The sequence below is a fragment of the Steroidobacter cummioxidans genome, assembly GCF_003104955.1.
Window position 1 is genome coordinate 47,721 of sequence record NZ_LSRW01000009.1, and the last position, 22,428, is coordinate 70,148.

At 62.2% G+C, this 22,428-nt stretch carries 12 protein-coding genes and 1 pseudogene; 10 read left to right on the forward strand and 3 right to left on the reverse strand.

Annotation, left to right across the window (positions count from 1 at the left end):
• The first annotated feature begins 44 nt into the window (after nucleotides 1-44).
• The 4 genes from D0550_RS06250 (at nucleotide 45) to D0550_RS06265 (ending at nucleotide 10,132) form a co-directional block, all read left to right on the forward strand.
• Entirely contained in the window at nucleotides 45-830 is a 786-nt protein-coding gene (locus D0550_RS06250) for an outer membrane protein assembly factor BamD (RefSeq protein WP_161965664.1), read from the forward strand.
• 292 nt (nucleotides 831-1,122) lie between these two features.
• On the forward strand, nucleotides 1,123-2,868 hold the full coding sequence (locus D0550_RS06255) for a ShlB/FhaC/HecB family hemolysin secretion/activation protein (RefSeq protein WP_116808252.1): 1,746 nt from the start codon (nucleotides 1,123-1,125) through the stop codon (nucleotides 2,866-2,868).
• An 82-nt stretch (nucleotides 2,869-2,950) separates the two neighbouring features.
• A complete protein-coding gene (locus tag D0550_RS06260; RefSeq protein WP_116808253.1) occupies nucleotides 2,951-9,520 on the forward strand; it encodes a YDG domain-containing protein in 6,570 nt (2,189 codons plus the stop codon).
• Nucleotides 9,521-9,658: 138 nt separating this feature from the next.
• The gene (locus D0550_RS06265; protein WP_153067069.1) at nucleotides 9,659-10,132 is read left to right on the forward strand and encodes a hypothetical protein; all 474 of its coding nucleotides are present in this window, start codon (nucleotides 9,659-9,661) and stop codon (nucleotides 10,130-10,132) included.
• Nucleotides 10,133-10,166: 34 nt separating this feature from the next.
• On the opposite strand, the gene D0550_RS06270 is transcribed toward D0550_RS06265, so the two are convergent.
• The 3 genes and pseudogenes from D0550_RS06270 to sucC all read right to left on the reverse strand — a co-directional run bounded on the left by D0550_RS06270 (nucleotide 10,167) and on the right by sucC (nucleotide 14,261).
• Nucleotides 10,167-11,798, reverse strand: a complete 1,632-nt coding sequence (locus D0550_RS06270; RefSeq protein WP_116808255.1) for an NAD+ synthase — start codon at nucleotides 11,796-11,798, stop codon at nucleotides 10,167-10,169.
• Between the two features lie 392 nt (nucleotides 11,799-12,190).
• A pseudogene (gene sucD, locus D0550_RS06275) lies at nucleotides 12,191-13,054 on the reverse strand (succinate--CoA ligase subunit alpha); the annotation flags it as partial.
• Between the two features lie 43 nt (nucleotides 13,055-13,097).
• Nucleotides 13,098-14,261: an ADP-forming succinate--CoA ligase subunit beta gene (gene sucC / locus D0550_RS06280; protein ID WP_116808256.1), complete on the reverse strand. Its 1,164-nt coding sequence runs from the start codon at nucleotides 14,259-14,261 to the stop codon at nucleotides 13,098-13,100.
• A 111-nt stretch (nucleotides 14,262-14,372) separates the two neighbouring features.
• Between sucC and D0550_RS06285 the strand changes: the two genes are divergently transcribed.
• From D0550_RS06285 to D0550_RS06310, 6 genes are all read left to right on the forward strand, one after another.
• A complete protein-coding gene (locus tag D0550_RS06285) occupies nucleotides 14,373-16,055 on the forward strand; it encodes a sensor histidine kinase (protein ID WP_161965665.1) in 1,683 nt (560 codons plus the stop codon).
• Nucleotides 16,052-17,395 carry a sigma-54-dependent transcriptional regulator gene (locus D0550_RS06290; RefSeq protein WP_116808258.1) on the forward strand — a complete coding sequence of 448 codons (1,344 nt, stop codon included), beginning with the start codon at nucleotides 16,052-16,054 and terminating at the stop codon, nucleotides 17,393-17,395. Before D0550_RS06285 ends, D0550_RS06290 begins: the two co-directional genes overlap by 4 nt.
• 271 nt (nucleotides 17,396-17,666) lie before the next feature.
• The gene (locus D0550_RS06295; RefSeq protein ID WP_174842474.1) at nucleotides 17,667-18,170 is read left to right on the forward strand and encodes a pilin; all 504 of its coding nucleotides are present in this window, start codon (nucleotides 17,667-17,669) and stop codon (nucleotides 18,168-18,170) included.
• A 200-nt stretch (nucleotides 18,171-18,370) separates the two neighbouring features.
• Complete coding sequence (gene pilB / locus D0550_RS06300; protein WP_116808259.1) at nucleotides 18,371-20,113, forward strand: type IV-A pilus assembly ATPase PilB; 1,743 nt, start codon at nucleotides 18,371-18,373, stop codon at nucleotides 20,111-20,113.
• Nucleotides 20,114-20,153: 40 nt separating this feature from the next.
• On the forward strand, nucleotides 20,154-21,371 hold the full coding sequence (locus tag D0550_RS06305) for a type II secretion system F family protein (RefSeq protein WP_116808260.1): 1,218 nt from the start codon (nucleotides 20,154-20,156) through the stop codon (nucleotides 21,369-21,371).
• Nucleotides 21,372-21,447: 76 nt separating this feature from the next.
• The gene (locus tag D0550_RS06310; protein ID WP_116808261.1) at nucleotides 21,448-22,368 is read left to right on the forward strand and encodes a prepilin peptidase; all 921 of its coding nucleotides are present in this window, start codon (nucleotides 21,448-21,450) and stop codon (nucleotides 22,366-22,368) included.
• Nucleotides 22,369-22,428: the final 60 nt, after the last annotated feature.

Here is a 22,428-nt window from a genome sequence, read left to right on the forward strand (position 1 = left end):
AGGCACGAGTACTAGAATCGCTTGCAAAGGGCCTGAATTCTCGCATGCGGATCATCTTCTTGACCACGGCGGCGCTGCTGGCGCTGAGCCTCACCGGGTGCGGCAACAAGCCCCGCGAGCAGATCGGCAATGCCGACAAGCTCTATGAACTGGCCAAAAAGGCCTCCGATAACGGCAATTATCGCGACGCCACGCGGTATTACGAGCAGCTGGAGGCCCGTTTCCCGTTCACCAACGCGGCTCGCCAGGGCCAGCTGGACCTGATGTACGCCTACTACAAGAATCGCGAGCCGGAGGCGGCCATCGACCAGGCGGACCAGTTCATCCGCGAGAACCCGGCCCACCCGCGGGTCGACTACGCCTACTACATCAAGGGCCTGGTGCAGTTCGAGCGCAATCCGAACTTCCTGGAGCGCTGGTTCAACGCCGACCTGTCGCAGCGCCCGCCGATCGACGCACGTAAGTCGTTCCAGTCGTTCCAGACGCTGGTGCAGCGGTTCCCGAACAGCGAATACGCCGAGGATGCCCGCAAGCGCATGATCTTCCTGCGCAACCGTCTCGCCTCGTACGAGGTTTATGTCGCCGGCCACTACCTGGAGCGCGGTGCCTATGTGGGCGCGATCAATCGCGCCAAGTACGCCATCGAGAACTACGACGGCTCACCGCAGATCCGCCAGGCGCTGCAGATCATGGCCGAGTCGTATCGCCGCCTGGGGATGGCCGATCTGGCGGCCGACACCGACAAGGTGATGGCCGAGAACTATGCGCAAGTGAACGAGCAGCAGGTCGAGCCGGAGCAGCAGAAGAAACATTGGTGGAAGTTCTGGTAGCTCGTCCCCGCTAGTCTCCGATCGAATGTCGCCGAGCGAATTCGGCGAACGCCTCCCGCCGATTTCCGCGTGCGCGCGCCGCTTATGGCGCGCCTCATCAGGTGTGACGAAGCCGTCGCATCGCTCCAGTCTCGCTTTCCACTCGCACGCGCCCAGGGTTTTTCCCTAATCCCCTGCAGCCACCCCTCGTAGACAAGTCAAAAGGAGCCAAAACCGTACTCAAGTCGCAGTGCACCTTAAGTGCGCGTACTACAAACGCGCCGTCAAAAAAAACACTGCGGACGATCGGTCAATGACGAACAAGACGCTGCGCCTGGCGCCTCACGCTTTCACGTTCCTGCTTTCCAGTCTGCCGTTGCTTGCACAAGCGCAGACACCGCCCAACGCCGGTCAGATCTTGAATGAACAACAGCGCCTGCAACAGCAGCGCTTGAATCGATTGCCCAGCGAAGACGTGCCTGCTGAGCGTCGGGCGCTACGCGATGTCGGCGGAACGCGCGTCACAGTCAAAGAAATTGTGTTCTCGGGCGAAGCGCGCATTGCCAGTCGTGACGAGCTTCACAAAGTCGTCGCCGATGCGGTCGGCCAATCGCTCGGCTTCGATGAGTTGCAGAGCCTGACCGATCGAGTCAGCACTTACCTGCGCGGCAAAGGTTATCCGCTGGTCGGCGCGTATCTGCCGGCGCAGGACGTGACCAACGGCCGCATCGAGATCGCCATCGTCGAAGGGCGCATTCAACAAGGGGCCAACGGCGTCGTGATCCGACCGGACTCCTCGGTGCGCATGAGTCAGTCGCGATTGCGCGCCATTGCCGAACGAGCGGTCGAGCCTGGTCAACCGGTGCGTCAACGCGATCTGGAACGTGCGGTGCTGCTGATCAACGACCTGCCGGGCATTGCAGCGCGCGGCGCGCTGGAGCGTGGTAATGAAGCGGGCACCAGCCGTCTCGCGCTCACCGTGGCCGAGCAGGGAATGCTCACTGGCGGCACCTCGATCGATACGTACGGCAATCGCTATAACGGCTCGGAACGAATCAATGCGCGCGTTGGCTTGAACGATCCGCTGCGCATCGGCGATCAGGCCGGCTTGAGTCTCACCAAGTCAGAAGGACTCGGCAGCGTGAGCGCCGATTACAGTTTGCCAGTGGGCTCGAGCGGCTTGCGCATGGGCGTGGCTTACACCGCGCTGGAATATGAAGTGAAAGAAGAGCTGCGTCAGCTCGACGCCGAAGGCGAGGCGCAGACCGCCTCGATCAACGCCAGCTATCCGTTCATTCGCAGCCGTTCGACCAACCTATGGGGCACGGCGGTCTACAACTACCGATCGCTGACCGACGAAATCATGGGCGTCACCATTCGCGACAAGCGCATCAACAGCGGCAGCGTGTCCTTGACGGGCTCGCATCAGGACCGCTTCGGCGGTGCTGGCATCACTCAGGCATCGCTGGCGCTCACCTCGGGCGATCTCGATCTGTCGCGTGTCGCCTTCGACAAGGAGGCCGATGCATTGACCGCGCGCAGCGATGGCAGCTTCTCAAAAGTCGGTTATGGCCTGGCACGCTTGCAGCGCGTGACCGATCGCGTCTCGCTGTTCGGCGCCATCAACGGCCAGATCACCAACCACAACCTCGACTCCTCGGAACGTTTCATTCTCGGCGGCCCCACGGGTGTGCGCGCGTATCCCGTCGGCGAAGGCAGCGGCGACAGCGGTTGGGTCAGCACGCTCGAGCTTCGTTACGACGTGCCTTTCTCCAGCAACTGGGGCGAGCTGCAACTGGTCGGCTTCGCCGATCACGGCGAAACCAAGTTGTATGAAAAACCGTGGACCGGCGCCGTCTACAACATGGATAGCAGGAACAGCTATGGCCTGTCGGGCGCTGGCGTCGGCTTCAACCTGACCGCGCAGGGGCGCTACAGCGTGCGCTTCTCCTACGCCGCGGCGATTGGCGACAACCCCGGCCGCAGCGTCACCGGCAAGAACGCCGATGGGCGCGCCCAGGACGGCCAGTTCTGGCTGCAGGGCTCGATGCAGCTGTAAGCATCGCCACGCCCTCCATTCCACGTTGCTAACTAACAAACGCGCGGCCTGAGCCGCGCAAAAGAAATCGAGAGACACGATCATGAAGCGTCCTTCCCTCAACCACGTGTATCGCCTGGTCTGGAACGAGCGTCTCAATGCCTGGGTGGCCGTCGCCGAACACGTCAAAGCTCGCGGCAAGCGAGCCAGCGGCGCGTTGTCGTTGGCCGTGCTGATGGCGTTGGGTCTCGCGCCTGCCACGCACGCCGCGGACAACACAGCCTTACCTACCAACGGTCAGATCGTCGCCGGCCAGGGCTCGATCCACCAGCAAGGCAACACGCTCACGCTCAATCAGAACAGCAATCGCCTGATCGCGCAGTGGGACACGTTCAACATCGGCAAGGATGCGAGCGTCGTCTTCAATCAGGCCAGCTCGAACAGCGTCGCGTTGAACCGCATCCTCGACTCGAACCCCAGCGAAATCTTCGGCTCGCTGAGCGCGAACGGCCAGGTGTATCTGGTCAACCCAAGTGGCATCGTGTTCGGCCGCGGCGCGCAAGTGAACGTCGGCGGACTGGTCGCTTCCAGCTTGAATATCAGCAACGAGGATTTCCTCGCCGGCAATCTGAAGTTCAGCGGCAGCGACACCAGCGGCGCTGTCATCAACCAGGGCTCGATATCGGCGGCACAGGGCGGCGTCGCGGCTTTGCTCGCGCCGCAAGTGACAAATGGAGGCAGCATCACCGCCAACGGTGGCAGCGCGTTGCTCGCGGCCGGCAGCGGCGTGAGCTTGGATTTCGTCGGCGACGGGTTGATCAGTTACAACATCGACGCCGGCACCACGCGCGCGCTCGTTCAGAACGGCGGCTTGGTTCAGGCGGACGGCGGTCTCGCCGTGCTGACGGCGAAGGCGGCGGACGCGGTCAATCAGGCCGTCGTGAACAACACCGGTACGGTGCGGGCGCAAACTCTTGCCTCGCGCGAGGGTCGCATCCTGCTGCTGTCCGATATGGAACATGGCACGACCATCAACAACGGTACGTTGGATGCGTCGGCCGCTGGCAGCGGTGATGGCGGCTTCATCGAAACATCCGCGGGTAACGTGAGCATCGGCGAGAACTCGTTGATCGACACGCGCGCCGCGCACGGCGAGGTCGGCGAATGGTTGCTCGATCCCAGCGACATCATCATCGCCGCGAGCGGCGGCACCATGACCGGTGCCACGTTGGCTGCACAGCTCAATTCCACGAACGTCACGCTCGACACCAGTGCCGGCAGCGGCGGCAACGGCGACATTTTCATCAATGACGCCGTGACCTCCACCGGCAGCTACGTCACTGGCGGCGTCGGCAGCGGCCGCACGCTGACTTTGCGGGCCACTCGCAACATCGAAATCAACAACACGATCAGCGGCAACCCGTATCCGTTGAGCGTGGTGCTGCGCGCCTCGGGCGATGTGAGTTTCGGCAGCAGCGGTGTCGTCAACACCAATGGCGGCAACTTCGTGGTCGGCATCGCGCCCACCGCGATCGGCAACATGGCCACGGCAAGCGGCACCAACTTCAGCATGAGCAACGGCAGCTATGTCAGCGTCGGCTCAGGCTCGCTCGACATCAACGTCACCGGCTCCATCCAGCTCGCGGCCAACAGCCTGCGCACCAGCGGCAGCACCTATCGCTATCTGAACAGCGGCTATACCGACTATATCCAGAGCAGTTACATGCGGCTGCTGGCTGGCACCGGCATCACCACGATCAACACCGATGCTGCCGTGGCCGACATCACCGGCATGACGTATGTCACGCTGCAGTCCGCTTCGATCGGCACTGCGCTCGCCCCGATCAAGATCGGCCGCACTTCGCTCGGCCATTCGCTGACCGTCAACAACAGCTCGGGCAATTCGTATGCGAACGTGTTGAACGCGAACGCCTCACACGGCTTCAGCACTGTCTCGGTCAATATCGGTAGCCAGCTCAATAGCACGCAGCAGCTCCTGCTGGGCGGCGACCTGGACGGTCACGGCCACATCCTGATGAACACTGACGGTAGCGGCGTACTCAGCCTGCTGGATGACGATATCGATACCGCGGGCACGCGCTCGAACATCTCCATCTCAGCCGGCAACATCACGTTCGACAACAACTCGGTGGACGTCGGCAGTCGCTCCTTCTCCGCAACCGCCACCACGATGGCCGGCAGCGGCAACGACGGCAACGCCGACGTGATCGGCGGCACGCTGTCCTTCTACGGCACCGAGCTTGGCAGCACCACCCACCGCCTCGAAGTCGCCGGCGGCGGCATCAGCGGCGGCGCCAACACGCTCAACTACAGCAACTCCGGCGGCAATACCTATGTGACCTCGGTGGATGACAGCTTCCAGAACGTCTACATGACGAACGTGAAGACCATCGGCACGCATTCGGTACTGTTCGATACTGACCACATCGACTACACCACCGACGGCACCGGCGTGTTGGTGCCGAGGATCAGCGTCAACAGCGGCGCCGACGTGAGCGGCGGCAATCGTTTCATCAGCTTCGCCACCAATAGCGGTGACATCCGCTTCGACACCGACTCGGTGAACACCGGCAGCGGCACGCTGCAGGCAGTGATCAACGCCGGCAATCCCGACGGTGCCAGCGGCGACGTGATTCATGCCGTCAACGCCAAGGACGGGCAGGCCGAGATCACTACCGGCAATGCAGAATTCATCATCTACCGCAGCGGTACTGGCCGCATCGCCGACATAGAGCTCGCGCAGGGCGCGGGCGCCAGCAACAACTCGCTGAGCGTCTCCACCTACGCCGGCAACGTCGATCTCACTGAGCTCGACTCGCATCACTTCAAGTCGTTGTCGGTGACGTTGAATGGCTCGCAGGCGAACGGCCAGAACGTCGCGATCGATCTGAACGGCGCCGACGATTTGAATTTCACCGACGGCGCCAGCCGCCTGGTGCTCGATGACACCAAAGTGGCGCTGAGCGATTTCGACCGCAACTGGCAGCTGAGCGCCGGCAACCGCAACGTACAGATCGACAGCACGGCACTCGGCAGCGGCAACTACAACATTTACGCCAACAACCTCTACTTGAATGGCGACGTGCTGACCGACGGCGGCAACATTACGTTGAACGCGGCGAGCAACAACATCTATTTGATGAACTCGGTGCGCATCGACAGCAATGCCGACGATGTCGCCAACAGCACCAGCACCGGTGCGGCGGGCAACATCTCGCTGACCGGTAACATTTCTTCGTCCAACGGCGCGGGTCGCATACTCACTGTCGACTCCAGCTCGACCAGCCAGGCCGGCGGCACGATCTACATGAACGGCAACCTCGGTAACACCGGCGGCAGCTATCTCAGCGGCGCTTCGTTCACCACCAAGGGCAGCCAGGACAATAACGACGGCTCGCTGACCTTTACCAGCAGTTCCTTCCTGCTTGACGGTAACTTCTCCGCCATCGGCAACACCAATTTCAGCGGCACGTTCCTCGACGTGGTCATCGACACCGAGCAAGGCAACGACGGCGATGCCGGCGACATCAGCTTCGGCGGCATGGGGCTGACCGGCTCGCAGTACAGCGGCTATACATTTAACGCGAGCACGACGGCTGCAGGTCGCAATGGCGGCAACGTCGATCTGGACACGCTCAACCACGGCACGTTCAGCGCCAAGACACTCGTGGTCAACACTACCGGAAGCAGCGGCGGCGCCACGGGCAATATCGATCTGCCTGCGGTCAGCACGGCCGGCACGTACTACAACGGCACGACCACCAACCAGTCCTACACCGGCAACGTCATCACTTTGCATGGCAACCTGAGCACCAACGGCGGCAACGTCACGTTAGCGGGCGATACGCAGCTGGCGGAAAGCGTGACGATCAGAACTTCGATCGCCAATCCGTCGACGGCAGCGGGCTCGGTGAGTTTCACCGGCACCGGCGTCTCGGCGACCGCGCCGGGCAAGGACCTGACGATCAACACCAGCACCTCGACGTCGAGTGCTTATAACGCCGGCGCAGTCACGCTACGCACCGGCAGCTCCGGCGGCGCCACGATCAACAATCTGTCCGTCGAGACGCGCGCGCTCGGCACTGGAGGCAGCAGCGCCGACATCACGTTGGCCACCGGGATCCAGACCGGCGGCAATCAGACCTTCGCGGCTCGCAATGTCAGCGCCAGCGGCGATCTTACGTCGCCCGGCGCCATCTCCATCACCAACGCCGGCAACCAGACGTTCAGCTTGGCAGGTACTGTCACAGCCGATTCGCTGCTGCTGCGGGGCGGGACATTCACGCTCGCCAATGCCGCCAATCAGATCAATACGCTCGCGGCACAAAGCGGCGCACTCACTTACGCCAACAGCGGCGCACTGACGATCGGCTCGATCGGCGGCATCTCTGGCATCACCAGCTCCGGCCAGGTGAATATTTCCACCGGCAGCGGCGACCTGAGGTTGGCCAATAGTGTCAGCAGCACCAACACCGGCGCTTCGGCCGTCGTGTTGAACGCGGGCTCGAGCGCCTCGGCGGGTACTGCCGCGGGAGGAAACATCCTCGTCAACAACGGCGTCACCGTCGTCACCGGCACGGGCGGCCGCGCCACGCTGTACAGCGGCGACATCGACGGCAGCACCGGTTTGACGAACCTGGTGGGATTCGGGTCCGGCAACTTCCGTTACAACAGCGACGAGTCGGCTTCGGGCTACACCAAGGCATTGGGCGCCGGCGTGTACGCCATCTATCGCGAGCAGCCGACGGTCTCCGTCGATGTGGACGATGCAACGGCGGTGTATGGCGGCGCGCCGACACTCACCACCACCATCGTCAGCGGTCGCAACGGCGATGCCAGCACCAACTTCACCTATGCGATCGGCGGCGCGCAGTCGACTTCGGGCAACTACATCGTCGGCACGCACTCGATCGCGGCGACCTCATCTTCCGGCGCCGCAGAGCTGGGCTATAACGTGAGCACCATGACTGGTGGCACGTTGACGATTACGCCGAAGGAGCTAACGGTGTCCGGTCTCACCGCAGACCGCGCCTACGACGGCACGACCAACGCATCGCTCAATTCGAGCGGCGCATCGGTCAGCGGCCTGCTCGGAGGTGACCTGGTTGGACAGGACTACAGCAGTGTCGCCGGTGCATTCGACGATAAGAACGTGGGCACCGGCAAGCACGTCACGATCAACGGCATCACACTCACTGGCGCAGATGCCGCGAACTACACCGTGACGAGCAGCGGCACCGGCAACATCAGCGCGCGAGTGCTGAATGTCGGCTTCACTGGCGTCAACCGGGTCTACGACGGCACGACGAGCGCAAGCGTCGTTTCGAACGATGACCGCGTTGGCACCGATGCACTGACGATCAACCAGACCGCGAGCTTCGGCGACAAGAACGTCGGCACCGGCAAGCTCATCGATGTTTCCAACGTCACGCTGAGCGGTGCCGACGCCGGCAACTACGTGCTGGGCTCGGCCAGCGGCACGGCGACGGGCGACATCGCCGCGCGCACGCTGAACGTCGGCTTCACCGGCGCCAATCGTGTCTATGACGGCACGACTGCCATGACGGTTACGTCGAGCGACGATCGCGTCGCCGGCGACGATCTGGCGATCGACCAGTCTGCCGTGCTTGCCGACAAGAACGTCGGCACCGGCAAGATCGTGAATATTTCCAATGTCACAGTCAGCGGTGCGGACGCCAGCAACTACGTGCTCGGCTCCACTTCGGGCACTGCGACAGCCGACATCGCTGCGCGTACGCTGATTCTCGGCTACACGGGCGACGGCAAGAAGTTCGATGGCACACCACGCGCTGGCGTCAGCGTCAGTGACAATCGCGTCGCTGGAGATTCGCTGGGCTTCGATGTGAACGCGCACTACACCGACTTCACCGTCGGCGACAATCGCGAAGTGCTGATCAATGGCGTCACGCTCAGTGGCGCGGATGCCGGCAACTATGTGATTGCCAACCCGACCGGCAGCACCACGGCGAACATCGAGCCGGGCTCGATCTCCAACGACATCCTGGCCAGCATCACCAGCCCGCAATCGACCTCAAACGGCACGAGCAGCAGCAGCGAGATCTACGCCAGGAATATCTCGATCGGCGCGGGGGCCGGCAGCGGCTCGCTGATCCAGAATGCCAGCCACATCATCACTGACAATCGGGTCATCACCATCGAGGGCGGCTTCACTCTGGATCTGGGCAAGAGCTTGCACAATGTGTCCCTCTCGAAGTTCCCAACCCACTCGACGCTGAGCATCGGCGATGTGCCTGCGAAGATCGAGGAGCGCAGCGGCGCCCTGCCGCTGTTCGAGGCGCGTAACTCGACCGTGCGGTTGAACGGTGCCGTGGAGATCATCGACAGCGGCAACTCCTTGTCCGTGAGCAACTCGTCAAGCGGTAGTGCGGCGAGCATCGATCTCAACCAGACCTTCGGACCCACCGCCTCCGGCAAGGTCAAGCTGCCTGGCGGCCAGGAGCTCACCCTGGAGACGGCCATCCACTCCAACCAGGTGCTGTCGATCCTCGTGCCCAAGGACGCACCGTTTGTCGATTACAACGACCTCGCGGTGATCGGCGTCGCGATGGCCGTGCAGCAACTGGATGTGAAGCCGAGGGATCTGAAAGCCATCGTAATCAAGAAGCGCTGACCTGGTGGGCAGTCCCGGCGCGTGCCATGCGCGCCGGGACTTGGGGCTTGCATGTAAAAATCCGCGCGAGCTGTGGCAGGATTCGGCGCCGTTTTGCGTAGCACCTGACATGGACCAGGAACTCCAGGAGAGGGCCCGATGACGAGAGCATATGGACGCTGTACTGCTGCAGCTATCGCATTGGTGGTTGCCGCCTGCTCGCAGGGCGGCAGCGATGCGGGCGAGATATCACACGCGCCAGACGGCGCAAGCGCGGCTACCGGCGGATTGTGCAAACTGCTGAGCCGCGATGAGATCGCCGCGGCGGTGGGCTCGCCGGTCGCTGACGGGAATGTCGCCGGCCCGCTGGGCAGCGGGTGCCAATGGGAACTCGCCAACGAGCGCAGCGTGATGATCCAGGTCGTGCCACGCGATTACTGGGAGGATGGCACCAATGCACCCGGTAGCGAAGCGCTCGCAGACATCGGCGAGAAAGCTTTCGTTGGCCCCTGGCTCGATGATCAGCGAGCCGGTGCGCTGACACTCAATGGCGCCGTTTACGTTATCAGCCCCAGTCGCGATGCTTCCGTGACCTTGCTACGGCAGGTCGCCACTCGAGTTCCGCCTCAATGATCTGCGCAGCCGAGCCAACGCGTCGAGCAGAAGATCAGACCTTGGTCTTGTAGCCCGACGTGATCGGATAGCGCCAGTCGCGACCGAACGCCCGGTCGCTGATTCTCACGCCCGGGGGCGCCTGGCGCCGTTTGTATTCGTTGCGCTTCACCATCTCGAGCACCCGCCCGACCGTGGCGCGGTCGAAGCCGCGCGCGGCGATCTCATCGACCGACAGATTGTCTTCGATGAACAGTTCGAGAATGACATCCAGCACGTCGTATTCGGGCAGCGAATCCGAATCTTTTTGATCGTGGCGCAACTCCGCTGACGGCGGCCGCTCGATCACCCGCTCCGGGATCACGCGGCCGATGGAGTTGCGGTACTTCGCCAATCGATACACCAGCATCTTGCTGCAATCTTTGATCGGCGCGAAGCCGCCGGCCATATCGCCGTACAACGTCGCATAACCCACGGCCATTTCGCTCTTGTTGCCGGTGGTGAGCACCATGCGGCCGGTTTTGTTCGAAATCGCCATCAGCAACAGGCCGCGGCTGCGCGCTTGAATGTTTTCTTCGGTGGTGTCCGGCTGGCGACCCGCGAACACATCTTTGAGCGCATCGAGTGCCGTGGCAAACATGCCTTCGATGGAGATTACGTCGTAGCGAACATTCAGGATCTTCGCTTCTTCTGCGGCGTCATCGAGACTCCACTGCGAGGTATAGCGCGACGGCATCATCACCGCGCTGACGCGCTCGGCACCGAGCGCATCGACGGCGATGGCCAAGGTCAGCGCTGAATCGATGCCGCCGGAAAGGCCCAGCACGATGCCTGGGAAACGATGTTTGCTGACGTAGTCGCGCACGCCGAGCACGAGGGCGTTGTACACGCTCGCCTCTTCTGACAACGGCGGTTCGACATGAGCCGGGCGCGGCTCCACTTTACCGTCGACCAGATCCACATCGACGGCAAACAATCCTTCGACGAACGGAGCGATGCGTTGCACGACCTCGCCCTGTGCATTCATCACGAACGAGCCGCCGTCGAAAACCAGCTCATCCTGGCCGCCGAGCAAATTCACATAGACGACTGGCAAGCCGGTGTCTTTCACGCGCGCCCGCACCACCTCTTCGCGACGCTCCTGATAGCGCAGCGAATACGGCGAGCCATTGACGACGACGATGAGTTGCGCCCCGTCCGCTTTAGCAGCGCGTGCGGGATTCGGTTCCCAGATGTCTTCGCAGATCAGCAACGCAACGCGAATGCCCTTGAGCTCGAAGATGCAGCTGTCGCGACCGGGTTTGAAGTAGCGCTTCTCGTCGAACACGCTGTAGTTCGGCAGCTCCTGCTTGCGATAGTTGGCGACCGTTGCGCCATCGCGAAGCACTACCGCCGCGTTATAGATGTCTTGCTCGGCGTACTCGGGATAGCCGGCAACGACGGTGATGCCGCTGGTCTCGTCGCGCACGCGTGCCAACGCAGAACTCACCTGCCGGCGCAGACCGTTGTGAAACAACAGGTCCTCGGGCGGATAGCCGCAGAGGCTCAGCTCAGGAAATAACACCAGATCGGCGTGCAACTCGTCGCGAGCCTGCGCAGAAGTATCGATCAGTCGCTGGGCATTGCCGGCGACATCACCAACGAACAGGTTGAGTTGGGCCAGCGCGATACGAAGGGAGGCGGACATGGCCTAATGATAGCGCTTGCGGGACGAACAATCGGCGAACGGGGGTCGACGACGAGGGGCTCACGGCGGCAGCGAGCCGCCGTGAGCCTGGTTGCTTACTTCTTGCGAGCCGGCTTGGCGGCCTTCTTGGCCAGCGCCTTGCCCTTGGCAGCAGCGACCTTCTTGGCCGGAGCCTTGCCCTTGGCGACAGGAGCCTTCTTCGCCGGTGCCTTCTTGGCGGCCGGACCCTTCTTGGCCGCGGCGGCAGCCTTCACCGGCTTCTTCGCGGCGACCTTGGACTTGGCTGCGGACTTCTTGGCGGCCGCGCCAGCCTTGGCAGCAGGCTTCTTCGCCGCGGGAGCAGCCTTCTTGGACGGCAGCGACACGACCTTGGCCTTCTTACCACCCTTGGCGAGCTGCTCGATGATGGCCTTGCCCAGATCGGCCGGGCTCTTCACGGTGCGCACGCCAGCGCGCTCGAGCGCGGCGAACTTGTCGGCCGCTGTGCCCTTGCCGCCGGAGACGATGGCGCCGGCGTGGCCCATGCGCTTGCCCGGAGGCGCCGTGACACCGGCGATGTACGACACGACCGGCTTGGAGACATTCTCGCGAATGAATTCAGCGGCCGCCTCTTCATCGGCACCGCCGATTTCGCCGACCATGATGATGCCTTCGGTCTTCGGGTCTTCTTCGAAGCGCGCCAGCACGTCGATGAAGTTCATGCCGCGCACCGGATCGCCGCCGATGCCGACGCAGGTGCTCTGGCCGAGCTTGGCATTGGTGGTCTGGAACACGGCTTCATAGGTCAGCGTGCCGGAGCGCGACACGATGCCGATCTTGCCCGGCTTGTGAATGAAGCCCGGCATGATGCCGATCTTGCACTCGCCCGGGGTGATGATGCCGGGGCAGTTCGGGCCGATCAGCAGGCTGCCGTAGGAAGCCAGCGAGGCCTTCACCTTCACCATGTCGTTCACCGGAATGCCTTCGGTGATGCACACGATGAGCTCGATGCCGGCGTCGGCCGCTTCGATGATCGCGTCGGCCGCGAACGGCGCCGGCACGTAGATCATGCTGACGGTCGCGCCGGTTTCTTTCACGGCTTCACGCGCGGTGTCGAACACCGGCAGGTTGAGGTGCTGTTCGCCACCGCGGCCCGGCGTCACGCCGCCGACCAGTTTGGTGCCGTAAGCAATACATTGCTCGGAATGGAACGTGCCTTGCTTGCCAGTGAAACCTTGGCAAATAACGCGCGTGTTCTTGTTTACGAGAATAGACATGGTAGTGCTGGTATCTGTTATCGGTTGAACGTAAGCGCGCGCCTTAGCCCTTGGCGGCGGCGACCACTTTCTTGGCCGCGTCGGTGAGATCGGCAGCCGGCGTGATCGCCAGGCCGCTGTCGGCCAGGATCTTGCGGCCCAGCTCGGCATTCGTGCCTTCGATGCGCACGACCACCGGCACCTGCACCCCCACGTCCTTCACAGCGTGGATGATGCCTTCGGCGATCATGTCGCAGCGGACGATGCCGCCGAAAATGTTCACCAGAATGGCTTCAACGTTCTTGTTCGAGAGAATCAGCTTGAACGCTTCGGTGACGCGCTCACGAGTCGCGCCGCCACCCACGTCGAGGAAGTTGGCCGGCGAGCCGCCATGCAGCTGCACCAGGTCCATCGTCGCCATGGCGAGGCCGGCGCCGTTCACCATGCACGCGATATTGCCGTCGAGCGACACGTAGTTCAGCTCGTGCTCGGCGGCGGCGCTCTCCATCGCATCTTCCTGGCTGGAATCGCGCCACTTGGCGAGATCCTTGTGACGGAACAGCGCGTTGTCCTCGATGTTGATCTTGGCGTCGAGCGCCACCAGCTTGCCTTCGCCGGTCACGATCAGCGGATTGACCTCGAGCAGGGCGCAGTCCTTTTCCAGGTACAGCTTGTACAGTGCCTGCGCGATCTTGCTGAACTCGGCGATCTGGTCGCCTTCCAGCTCCAGGCCATAGGCGATCGCACGACTGTGCGACGGCATCAGGCCGGTGGCGGGATTGATGTTCACGCGGGTGATCTTTTCCGGCGTGTGCTCGGCGACTTCTTCGATGTCCATGCCGCCAGCGGCGGAAGCGATGAACGCGATGTGGCCTTTATCGCGATTGAGCACCAGGCTGAGATACAGCTCGCGCGCGATCTTCGAGCCCTGCTCAACGTACACCTGACGGATCGGCAGGCCTTCCGGGCCGGTCTGATGCGTGACCAGGCGCTGGCCGATCATGGCCTCGGCGGCTTTGTCGGCGGCTTCAGGCGAATCGACCAGCTTGACGCCGCCGGCCTTGCCGCGGCCGCCAGCGTGAACCTGTGCCTTGACGACCCATTTCGATCCGCCAAGCTTGCGGGCGGCCTCGGCGGCTTCACTGCCGGTAGCGGCCACCAGGCCTTTGGGGACCGGAATGCCGTAACTGGCGAACAACTCTTTCGACTGGTATTCGTGCAGGTTCATGGGGCTCGTGGGTGCGGCGGGGTTAAAATTGCGACGGTCAAAATAACGACAGTCAAAGGTCGCGTATTCTGGAGGAATTCGGCCTGGATGCAAAGGCGCGATCAGCAAGAAATGTCCTCGGAGCCCTCATTGAAAATCGCCGAGCCGCCGCTGGAACAGCTTCCAGCGCAGCCCGCACCCGCATTACCCTGGGGCTCGTCGGCCGAACTGGCCTGGCGAGTGCTGGCGCTCGTCAACCTGTTTCGCCTGCTGATTCCGCTGCTGCTGATGGTGCTGTACTGGACGCTCGAGCCGCGCCTGGTCGGGCAAGCCAATTCGCAGCTGTTTTTCTTCACCAGCGTCGCGTACTTCCTGTTCGCCTCGCTGTCGATTCCGACGCTCAAGCGGCGCTGGCCCGACCGCCAGGTGCAGACCTCGTTCAATGTCGGCGTGGACGTGCTGGCGATTTCGTTGCTCACGTACTCCAGCGGCGGCATGAACAGCGGCCTCGGCGCATTGCTGGTGCTGCCTATTGGTGCGGCGAGCTTTGTCGTCGGACAGCGACTGGCGTTGATGTTCGCGGCGGTCGCGGCGCTCGCCCTTTTATTACAGCAGGCTTTCACGACGCTCGCAGCGCGCAGCGATCCAGCGGATTTCGCATCGGCGGGCATCGTCGGCGCGCTGATGTTCATCGTCACGCTGGGCGTCGGGCCGCTCGCGCGCAGCTTGCGGGAAAGCGAAGAGCGCGTGCGCCAGCGCGAGGTGGACGTCGCCAACCTCGCTGAGCTGAATCAGTTCATCGTGCAGCACCTGCGCGAGAGTATTCTGGTCGTGGACGACCACGATACAATTCGCCTCATCAACGAATCTGCGGCGTCCATGTTGCACGGGAACCCGGTAACAGCAGGCGCACCGCTCGGCGAAGTCTCGCCGCGATTGTTGTATTTGCTCGATACCTGGCGCCGCCACACCTACGACTGGCAGATGAGCTCGCTGTCCCTGTTGACTTCGGACGGCAGCAGCCTGGTGCAACCGCATTTCGTGTCACTGCGCAGCGGTGGCGGCGGCGGACCCACACTGATTTTCCTCGAGGATACGACGCTGATCGCCGAGCGAGTTCAGCAATCCAAGCTGGCCGCGCTCGGCCGGCTCAGCGCCAGCATCGCGCACGAAATCCGCAACCCCGTCGGTGCGATGAGTCACGCTGCGCAATTGCTCGCCGAAGCACCGCAACTGACAGCCCAAGAGCGCCGCTTGACGGACATCATCACCAAGAACGGCGAGCGGGTCAGCATGATCATCAACAACGTCCTGCAACTGTCACGCAGGGACTCGACCCGTCAGGAGCGCATCGAGCTGAACGGCTGGCTGGAAGACTTCGTCGGCGAATTCCGGCAAACCGCGCAAGTGGACGCCAGCAAGCTGTACATCACCACCTCGACGCCCGAGCTCGAAGTGCGCATCGATCCCTCGCATCTGCATCAACTTATGTGGAATCTGTGCGAGAACGCACTGAAGTACGGCCGCAAATTCGATTCCAATGACGCGATCGAGATCCGGACCGGCCGCATGGCGACCTCGGAGCGACCGATGCTGGAGGTGCTGGATCGCGGCCCCGGCATCTCGGCGACCGACGCAGAACGAATTTTCGAGCCGTTTTTCACGGCCGGTAAAGGGGGCACGGGTCTCGGACTGTTCATTGCCAGGGAGATGGCCCAATGCAACCGCGCCGTGCTGATTTATGAGGCTCGTGCCGGCGGTGGTAGTATTTTCCGTCTCGTGTTCGCCGATCCTCAACGTTGGGAAACACAGTGAAGAAGCCCCGCGCGCTCGTCGTGGACGACGAGCCGGATATCCGCGAGCTGCTGAGTATCACGCTCGAACGCATGAATCTCGACGTGACCGCGGCCGACACGATTGCCGCAGCCACGCGTGAGCTGCGCGCCAATCCTTTCGATCTTTGCCTGACCGACATGCGCCTGCCGGATGGCGACGGGCTGAGCCTGGTCGAATGGATCCAGACGCATAAGCCGCAAACGCCAGTGGCCGTCATCACCGCGCATGGCAATGTCGAAACCGCAGTGCGCGCGCTCAAGCTCGGCGCCTTCGATTTCATTTCCAAGCCCCTCGACGTCGCTGCGCTACGCAAGCTCATCACCGCCACGCTCAAACTGGGCGAGAACATCGAGAGCACGGTTCAGCTGCCACAGGTGAAGCTGCTCGGTCGCTCGCGTGCAATGGAGCAACTGCGCGAAATGATCGAGCGCGTCGCGCGCAGCCAGGCACCTGTGCACATCTACGGCGAATCGGGCACGGGTAAAGAACTGGTCGCACATCTGATTCACGAGGCGGGTCCGCGTCGCGAAGGGCCCTTTGTGCCCGTGAACTGCGGCGCCATCCCCACCGAACTGATGGAGAGCGAGCTGTTCGGCCATCGCAAAGGCAGCTTCACCGGCGCCGTTGCGGACAAGCAGGGCCTGATTCAGTCCGCCGAGGGCGGTACTTTGTTCCTCGACGAAATCGCGGATCTGCCGCTGCACATGCAGGTGAAGCTGCTACGCGTGATTCAGGAAAAAACCGTCCGGCCGGTCGGTGAGTCGCGCGAGCAGCCCATCGACGTGCGCATCTTGTCGGCAACTCACAAGAATCTTGCCGCGCAAGTCGCGGAAGCAAAATTCCGTGAAGACCTGTTCTATCGCGTGAACGTCATCGAGATCCGCGTGCCGCCGCTGCGTGAGCGCCTGGAAGACATCGACGAGCTGGTCGATTCCATCGTCACGCGGCTCGGGCGGCAGATTGGCAATCGCTCGTTACGCGCTACCGAAGCGGCGTCCAGGGCGCTGCGGGAATATCACTTTCCCGGCAATGTGCGTGAGCTGGAGAACGTACTGGAGCGCGCCGCGACGCTGTGCGTGAACGGCGTGATCGATGCTGGCGATCTGCAATTGCGGCCGAAGGTCACCAACAACGAAGTCCCGATCCCCAACAGCGTCGCACCCGGTGAACGACTCGGTGACGCGCTCGAAGACATCGAGCGTGATGCGATCGTCCGCGCGTTGGAGCAGACGCGCTACAACAAAACCAAGGCGGCACAGCTGCTCGGCATGACCTTTCGCTCGCTGCGGTATCGGATCAAGAAGCTCGGGATCGAGTGAGGGCGGCCGCACCCGCGGCCCCGACAAGGCGTCGCCAGTTTCCCGTGTCTCCCCTGAACGTCGGCATCTGACGCAATTGGTCACTTTGCGCCCCGGCGTGCCCGAGTCAGGCCGAAACGGCAATCTGACGTAACGCCCCAACACCCGCTTCATCCTTTGTAGTAACAGCAACTTACGAGACCGGCGCATCGCTGGCACAGCCTTTGCTTTGGTACTCTCGCTGGCGAAATTAGCCGCTGTTGTTTCGAACCCACTGTCTGGAGACTTTTACATGATTAAGCAGGTCCAAAAGGGCTTCACCCTGATCGAATTGATGATCGTGGTTGCGATCATCGGCATCCTGGCGGCTATCGCCATCCCGGCTTATCAGGACTACACGATTCGTTCGCAGGCCACTGAAGGCTTGAACCTCGCCAGCGCCGTGAAGGCGAGCGTTGCCGAGTACTACGCCGACAAGGGCGAATGGCCGACCGCACTGGTTGGTAACGCCGCCGGTCAGCTGGGCTACACCAACAACCCGAGCGGCAAATATGTCGCGAGCGTGACGATCAACAACCCCGGCACGATCCGTATCACTTACGGCCTCCAGGCGAACGCGAACCTGACAGCCACTCCCATCCTGGACCTGCGTCCGCGGCTGAGCGCCAACGGCGACGTGATTTGGGTTTGTGGCCGCGCCACGGCACCGGCTGGCGTGACAGACCCGACCGTTCCGTCGGCTGCCGACGGCACCTCGGTGCTGGCGAAGTACCTGCCCTCGAACTGCCGCACCTAATAGCGCTGTCTAGAGTGCATGAAAGCCCCTCCTCGGAGGGGCTTTCTTTATTTCGGACTGGGCAAAAAACTCACTGTGCGTGTGAGCCCGGTCACGCTGAAAAGCCGCTTCGATATGCGAGCATTGCCATGGATTTGACAATTTGCACGGCCCCCGGCTTAGGGTAAAACTACCCGTCATTTTTTCGCACTCCCACACCCATGGCTGACAACGTCGCACCCGCTTTGAATGCGCAGCGCCTGGCACTCCAGGGCCTGCCGCTGCGGTTGATTCAGGACGGTCTGATCGACGAACAGACCATGGCGCAGGCGCTGACAAGCGCCAAGGAAAGCGACAGCAATCTGGTCTCGCACCTGGTCAGCAAAGGCATTGCCGATGCGAAAGAGATTGCCATTGCCGCGGCCCAGGAATTCGGCGTGCCGCTGCTCGACCTGGACGCCGTTCAGCTCGACCTCGACGTAGTCAAGCTGGTCTCCGACAAGCTTCTTGCCAAACACCGCGTGCTGCCGCTGCTAAAGCGCGGCAAGCGACTGTTCGTCGCAGTCTCCGATCCCACCAATCTGCACGCACTGGACGAGATCAAATTCCAGACCGGCCTGTCCATCGAAGCAGTGGTGGTCGAAGAGGACAAGCTGCAGAAGATCGCCAACAAGACCATGGAACAGGTCGATACTCAGATGCCGGCGCTGTCTGATGACGACCTGGATCTCGAGAATCTCGAAGTCACCGGCGGCGACGAAGACGACAACGGCGCAGCCGCGAGTCGCGACGATGTGGAAGACGCCCCCATCGTGCGCTTCGTCAACAAGGTGCTGCTCGACGCGATCAAGCGCGGCGCCTCCGACATTCACTTCGAGCCGTACGAAAAGTCCTATCGCATTCGTTTGCGTCTCGACGGCTTCTTGAAAGAGATCGCCGCCCCGCCCGTGCAACTGGCGGTGAAGCTGGCAGCGCGTATCAAAGTCATGTCGCGTCTGGACATCGCGGAACGTCGCATCCCGCAGGACGGCCGCATCAAGATGCGCATCTCGAAGAATCGCGCCATCGACTTCCGCGTGAGCACCTGCCCCACGCTGTTCGGCGAAAAGATCGTCGCGCGTATTCTCGATCCTTCCAGCGCCATGCTCGGCATCGATGCGCTTGGCTACGAAGAGGCCCAGCGCGATCTGTATTTGAAGACGCTGGCGCAGCCGCACGGCATGATTCTGGTCACCGGGCCGACCGGTAGCGGCAAGACGGTATCGCTGTACACCGGCTTGAATATCCTCAACAAAGAGGACACGAACATTTCCACCGCCGAAGATCCGGCGGAAATCAACTTGCCTGGCGTCAACCAGGTCAACGTCAATCCCAAAGTCGGTTTGACATTTGCCTCGGCGCTGCGCGCCTTCCTGCGCCAGGACCCGGACGTGATCATGGTCGGCGAAATCCGAGACCTGGAGACCGCCGAAATAGCGATCAAGGCCGCACAGACCGGCCACTTGGTTCTGTCCACCTTGCACACCAACGACGCACCGAAGACGTTGACCCGTCTGATCGACATGGGCGTGAAGCCCTACGCGATCGCGACCTCAGTGTCGCTGATCATCGCGCAACGCCTCGCGCGCCGGTTGTGCAACAACTGCAAGGCGCCCATGGAAATGCCGCCCGAAGCCCTGCTCAAAGAAGGCTTTACGCAGGAAGAGATCGACGAAGGCATCAAGATCTTCAAGCCGGTTGGCTGCGGATCGTGCACCGACGGTTACAAAGGTCGTACCGGCTTGTATCAAGTTATGCCGGTGTCCGAAGAGATTCAGCGCATCATCCTGCAGGATGGCAATGCGGTGGACATTGCCGAGCAGTCGGCCAAGGAAGGTATCTGGGATCTGCGTAAGTCGGGCCTTGCGAAAGTGAAGGCCGGCATTACCAGCCTGGAAGAAGTCAATCAATGCACGGTCGAGTGACCGCGCTTACTTGAACAGTCATCGAGCAAGGACCTAGACAATGGCCCAAGCAGCATCCAGCCAGCAGTTCCCCTACGTCTGGGAAGGCACGGACAAGAAAGGCAAGCGCATCAAAGGAAAGATGCTCGCGGTGTCCGAAGCCGCGGTCAAAGCCGATCTGCGTCGTCAAGGCGTGCTCGCGAAGAGCGTGCGCAAGGAAATGCAGCTGTTCAAGAGCGGCAAGAAAGTCGATGCCGCCGACATTGCACTGTTCGCCCGCCAGCTCGCCACGATGCTGCAAGCGGGTATTCCGATGGTGCAGTGTTTCGACATCATCGGTAATGGCCACGATAAACCGTCGGTACAGAAACTGGTGCTGGCGATCAAGGCCGATATCGAGTCGGGCACCTCGCTGCACGAAGCCCTGAGCAAGCATCCGCTGTACTTCGACGACCTGTTTGTAAATCTGGTGGAGGCCGGCGAACAGGCCGGTGCGCTGGAAACACTGCTCGACAAGATCGCCACGTACAAAGAGAAGACCGAGGCGCTGAAGAAAAAGATCAAGAAGGCACTGTTCTATCCTGCGGCGGTGCTTGCGGTGGCCGTAATCGTCACCGTCATCCTGCTGATCTTCGTGATTCCACAGTTCGAGTCCCTGTTTAAAGGCTTCGGCGCCGATCTGCCCGCGTTCACGCAGATGGTCATCAACATGTCGAAGTTCGTGCAGGAGAGCGGTATCTACATAGCTCTGGTGGCCGGCGGCGTGGGTTATGCGTTCTTCTATTTCAAGAAGCGCTCTCGCCCGATGCGTCGCACCCTCGATCGCATGCTGCTCAAGGCTCCAGTCGTAGGACCGATCATGGAAAAGGCCGCAATCGCGCGCTACGCCCGCACGCTCGCGACCATGTTCGCTGCCGGCGTGCCGCTGGTCGAAGCGTTGACTTCCGTCGCCGGCGCGACCGGTAACATCGTCTTCGAGGAAGCCACGCTGAGGATTCGCGACGAGGTCTCGACGGGTCAGCGCCTGCAACGCTCGATGGAATCCACCGGCCTGTTCCCCAACATGGTGATTCAGATGATCGCGGTCGGTGAAGAATCCGGCTCGCTCGACGCCATGGCCGGCAAGGTCGCGGACTTCTATGAAGCCGACGTGGACGCGGCGGTGGATGCGATGAGCAGCTTGCTCGAGCCGCTCATCATGGCCATCCTCGGCGTACTGGTCGGCGGCCTGGTCATTGCGATGTATCTGCCGATCTTCAAACTCGGCGCGGTGGTGTAACCTCCGTCTGCGACCTCAATAACAAACAAGCGCCGCGCCCTCCGATGACGAGTGGCGCGGCGTTTTTTTAACGACCATGCAAGACCTGCTGGGCTCCCTGCTCTACCTCCTGACCTCCTCACCGACTGCGTGGACCGTGTCGATGCTGGTGCTCGGCCTGCTGATCGGCAGCTTCCTCAACGTTGTCATTCATCGCCTGCCCCTCATGAAGGAGCGGGAATGGCGGGAGCAGGCTCGGGATATTCTCGGCCCGGACATCTACGATCCGCCACGAACCGAAGCGGATAAGCCTCAGCCGTATAACCTCGTCGTTCCTCGCTCTGCCTGCCCGAAGTGCGGCGCGCAGATCACGGCGCTGCAGAACATTCCGATCATCAGTTACCTGTTCTTGCGCGGTGCCTGCGCCAACTGCAAGACCAGGATTCCGATTCGCTATCCGGTGGTCGAGTTCGTCACTGGCGTGCTATCGGCGGCGGTGGCGTGGAAGTTCGGCTTCACCTGGTACTGCGGGGCGGCGCTCGTGCTCACCTGGGCACTGGTCGCACTGACCGTGATCGACCTCGACCGCATGCTGCTGCTCGACGACATCACGCTCCCCTTGCTCTGGCTGGGCCTGCTGATGAGCGTCGTGCCGACGCTGCCTGAGTTCGGCCTGCCCGTCGATGCGCACTCCAGCATCCTTGGCGCGGCGGCCGGCTACATGAGCCTCTGGACCGTCAACAAGGCCTACAAGCTGATCGCCAAGCAGGACGGCATGGGCTACGGCGACTTCAAGCTGTTTGCCGCGTTCGGTGCTTGGTTCGGCTGGCAAAAGCTGCTGCTCATCATTCTGATGTCCGCGTTCACCGGCGCAGCGGTCGGCATCGCACTGATGATCTTCCAGGGCCGCGACAAACGGATCCCAATCCCCTTCGGCCCCTTCCTTGCTGCCGCCGGCTGGATCGCGCTGATGTGGGGCGACCGACTGATGAGCTTGTACTGGCACCGCGCCAGCTGAATTAGCTCACAACTCCTGAAGAGGCGCATTGCCCGGTGCTCGCTGGCCTCCTACACTGGC

What these genes read in the sequence shown, in the direction of transcription:
- D0550_RS06310 (WP_116808261.1), top strand. Translation starts at nt 21,448, where the DNA reads ATGCAAGACCTGCTGGGCTCCCTGCTCTACCTCCTGACCTCCTCACCG.
- D0550_RS06260 (WP_116808253.1), top strand. Translation starts at nt 2,951, where the DNA reads ATGAAGCGTCCTTCCCTCAACCACGTGTATCGCCTGGTCTGGAACGAG.
- D0550_RS06255 (WP_116808252.1), top strand. Translation starts at nt 1,123, where the DNA reads ATGACGAACAAGACGCTGCGCCTGGCGCCTCACGCTTTCACGTTCCTG.
- D0550_RS06295 (WP_174842474.1), top strand. Translation starts at nt 17,667, where the DNA reads ATGATTAAGCAGGTCCAAAAGGGCTTCACCCTGATCGAATTGATGATC.
- D0550_RS06305 (WP_116808260.1), top strand. Translation starts at nt 20,154, where the DNA reads ATGGCCCAAGCAGCATCCAGCCAGCAGTTCCCCTACGTCTGGGAAGGC.
- D0550_RS06250 (WP_161965664.1), top strand. Translation starts at nt 45, where the DNA reads ATGCGGATCATCTTCTTGACCACGGCGGCGCTGCTGGCGCTGAGCCTC.
- pilB (WP_116808259.1), top strand. Translation starts at nt 18,371, where the DNA reads ATGGCTGACAACGTCGCACCCGCTTTGAATGCGCAGCGCCTGGCACTC.
- D0550_RS06265 (WP_153067069.1), top strand. Translation starts at nt 9,659, where the DNA reads ATGACGAGAGCATATGGACGCTGTACTGCTGCAGCTATCGCATTGGTG.
- sucC (WP_116808256.1), bottom strand. Translation starts at nt 14,261, where the DNA reads ATGAACCTGCACGAATACCAGTCGAAAGAGTTGTTCGCCAGTTACGGC.
- D0550_RS06270 (WP_116808255.1), bottom strand. Translation starts at nt 11,798, where the DNA reads ATGTCCGCCTCCCTTCGTATCGCGCTGGCCCAACTCAACCTGTTCGTT.
- D0550_RS06285 (WP_161965665.1), top strand. Translation starts at nt 14,373, where the DNA reads ATGTCCTCGGAGCCCTCATTGAAAATCGCCGAGCCGCCGCTGGAACAG.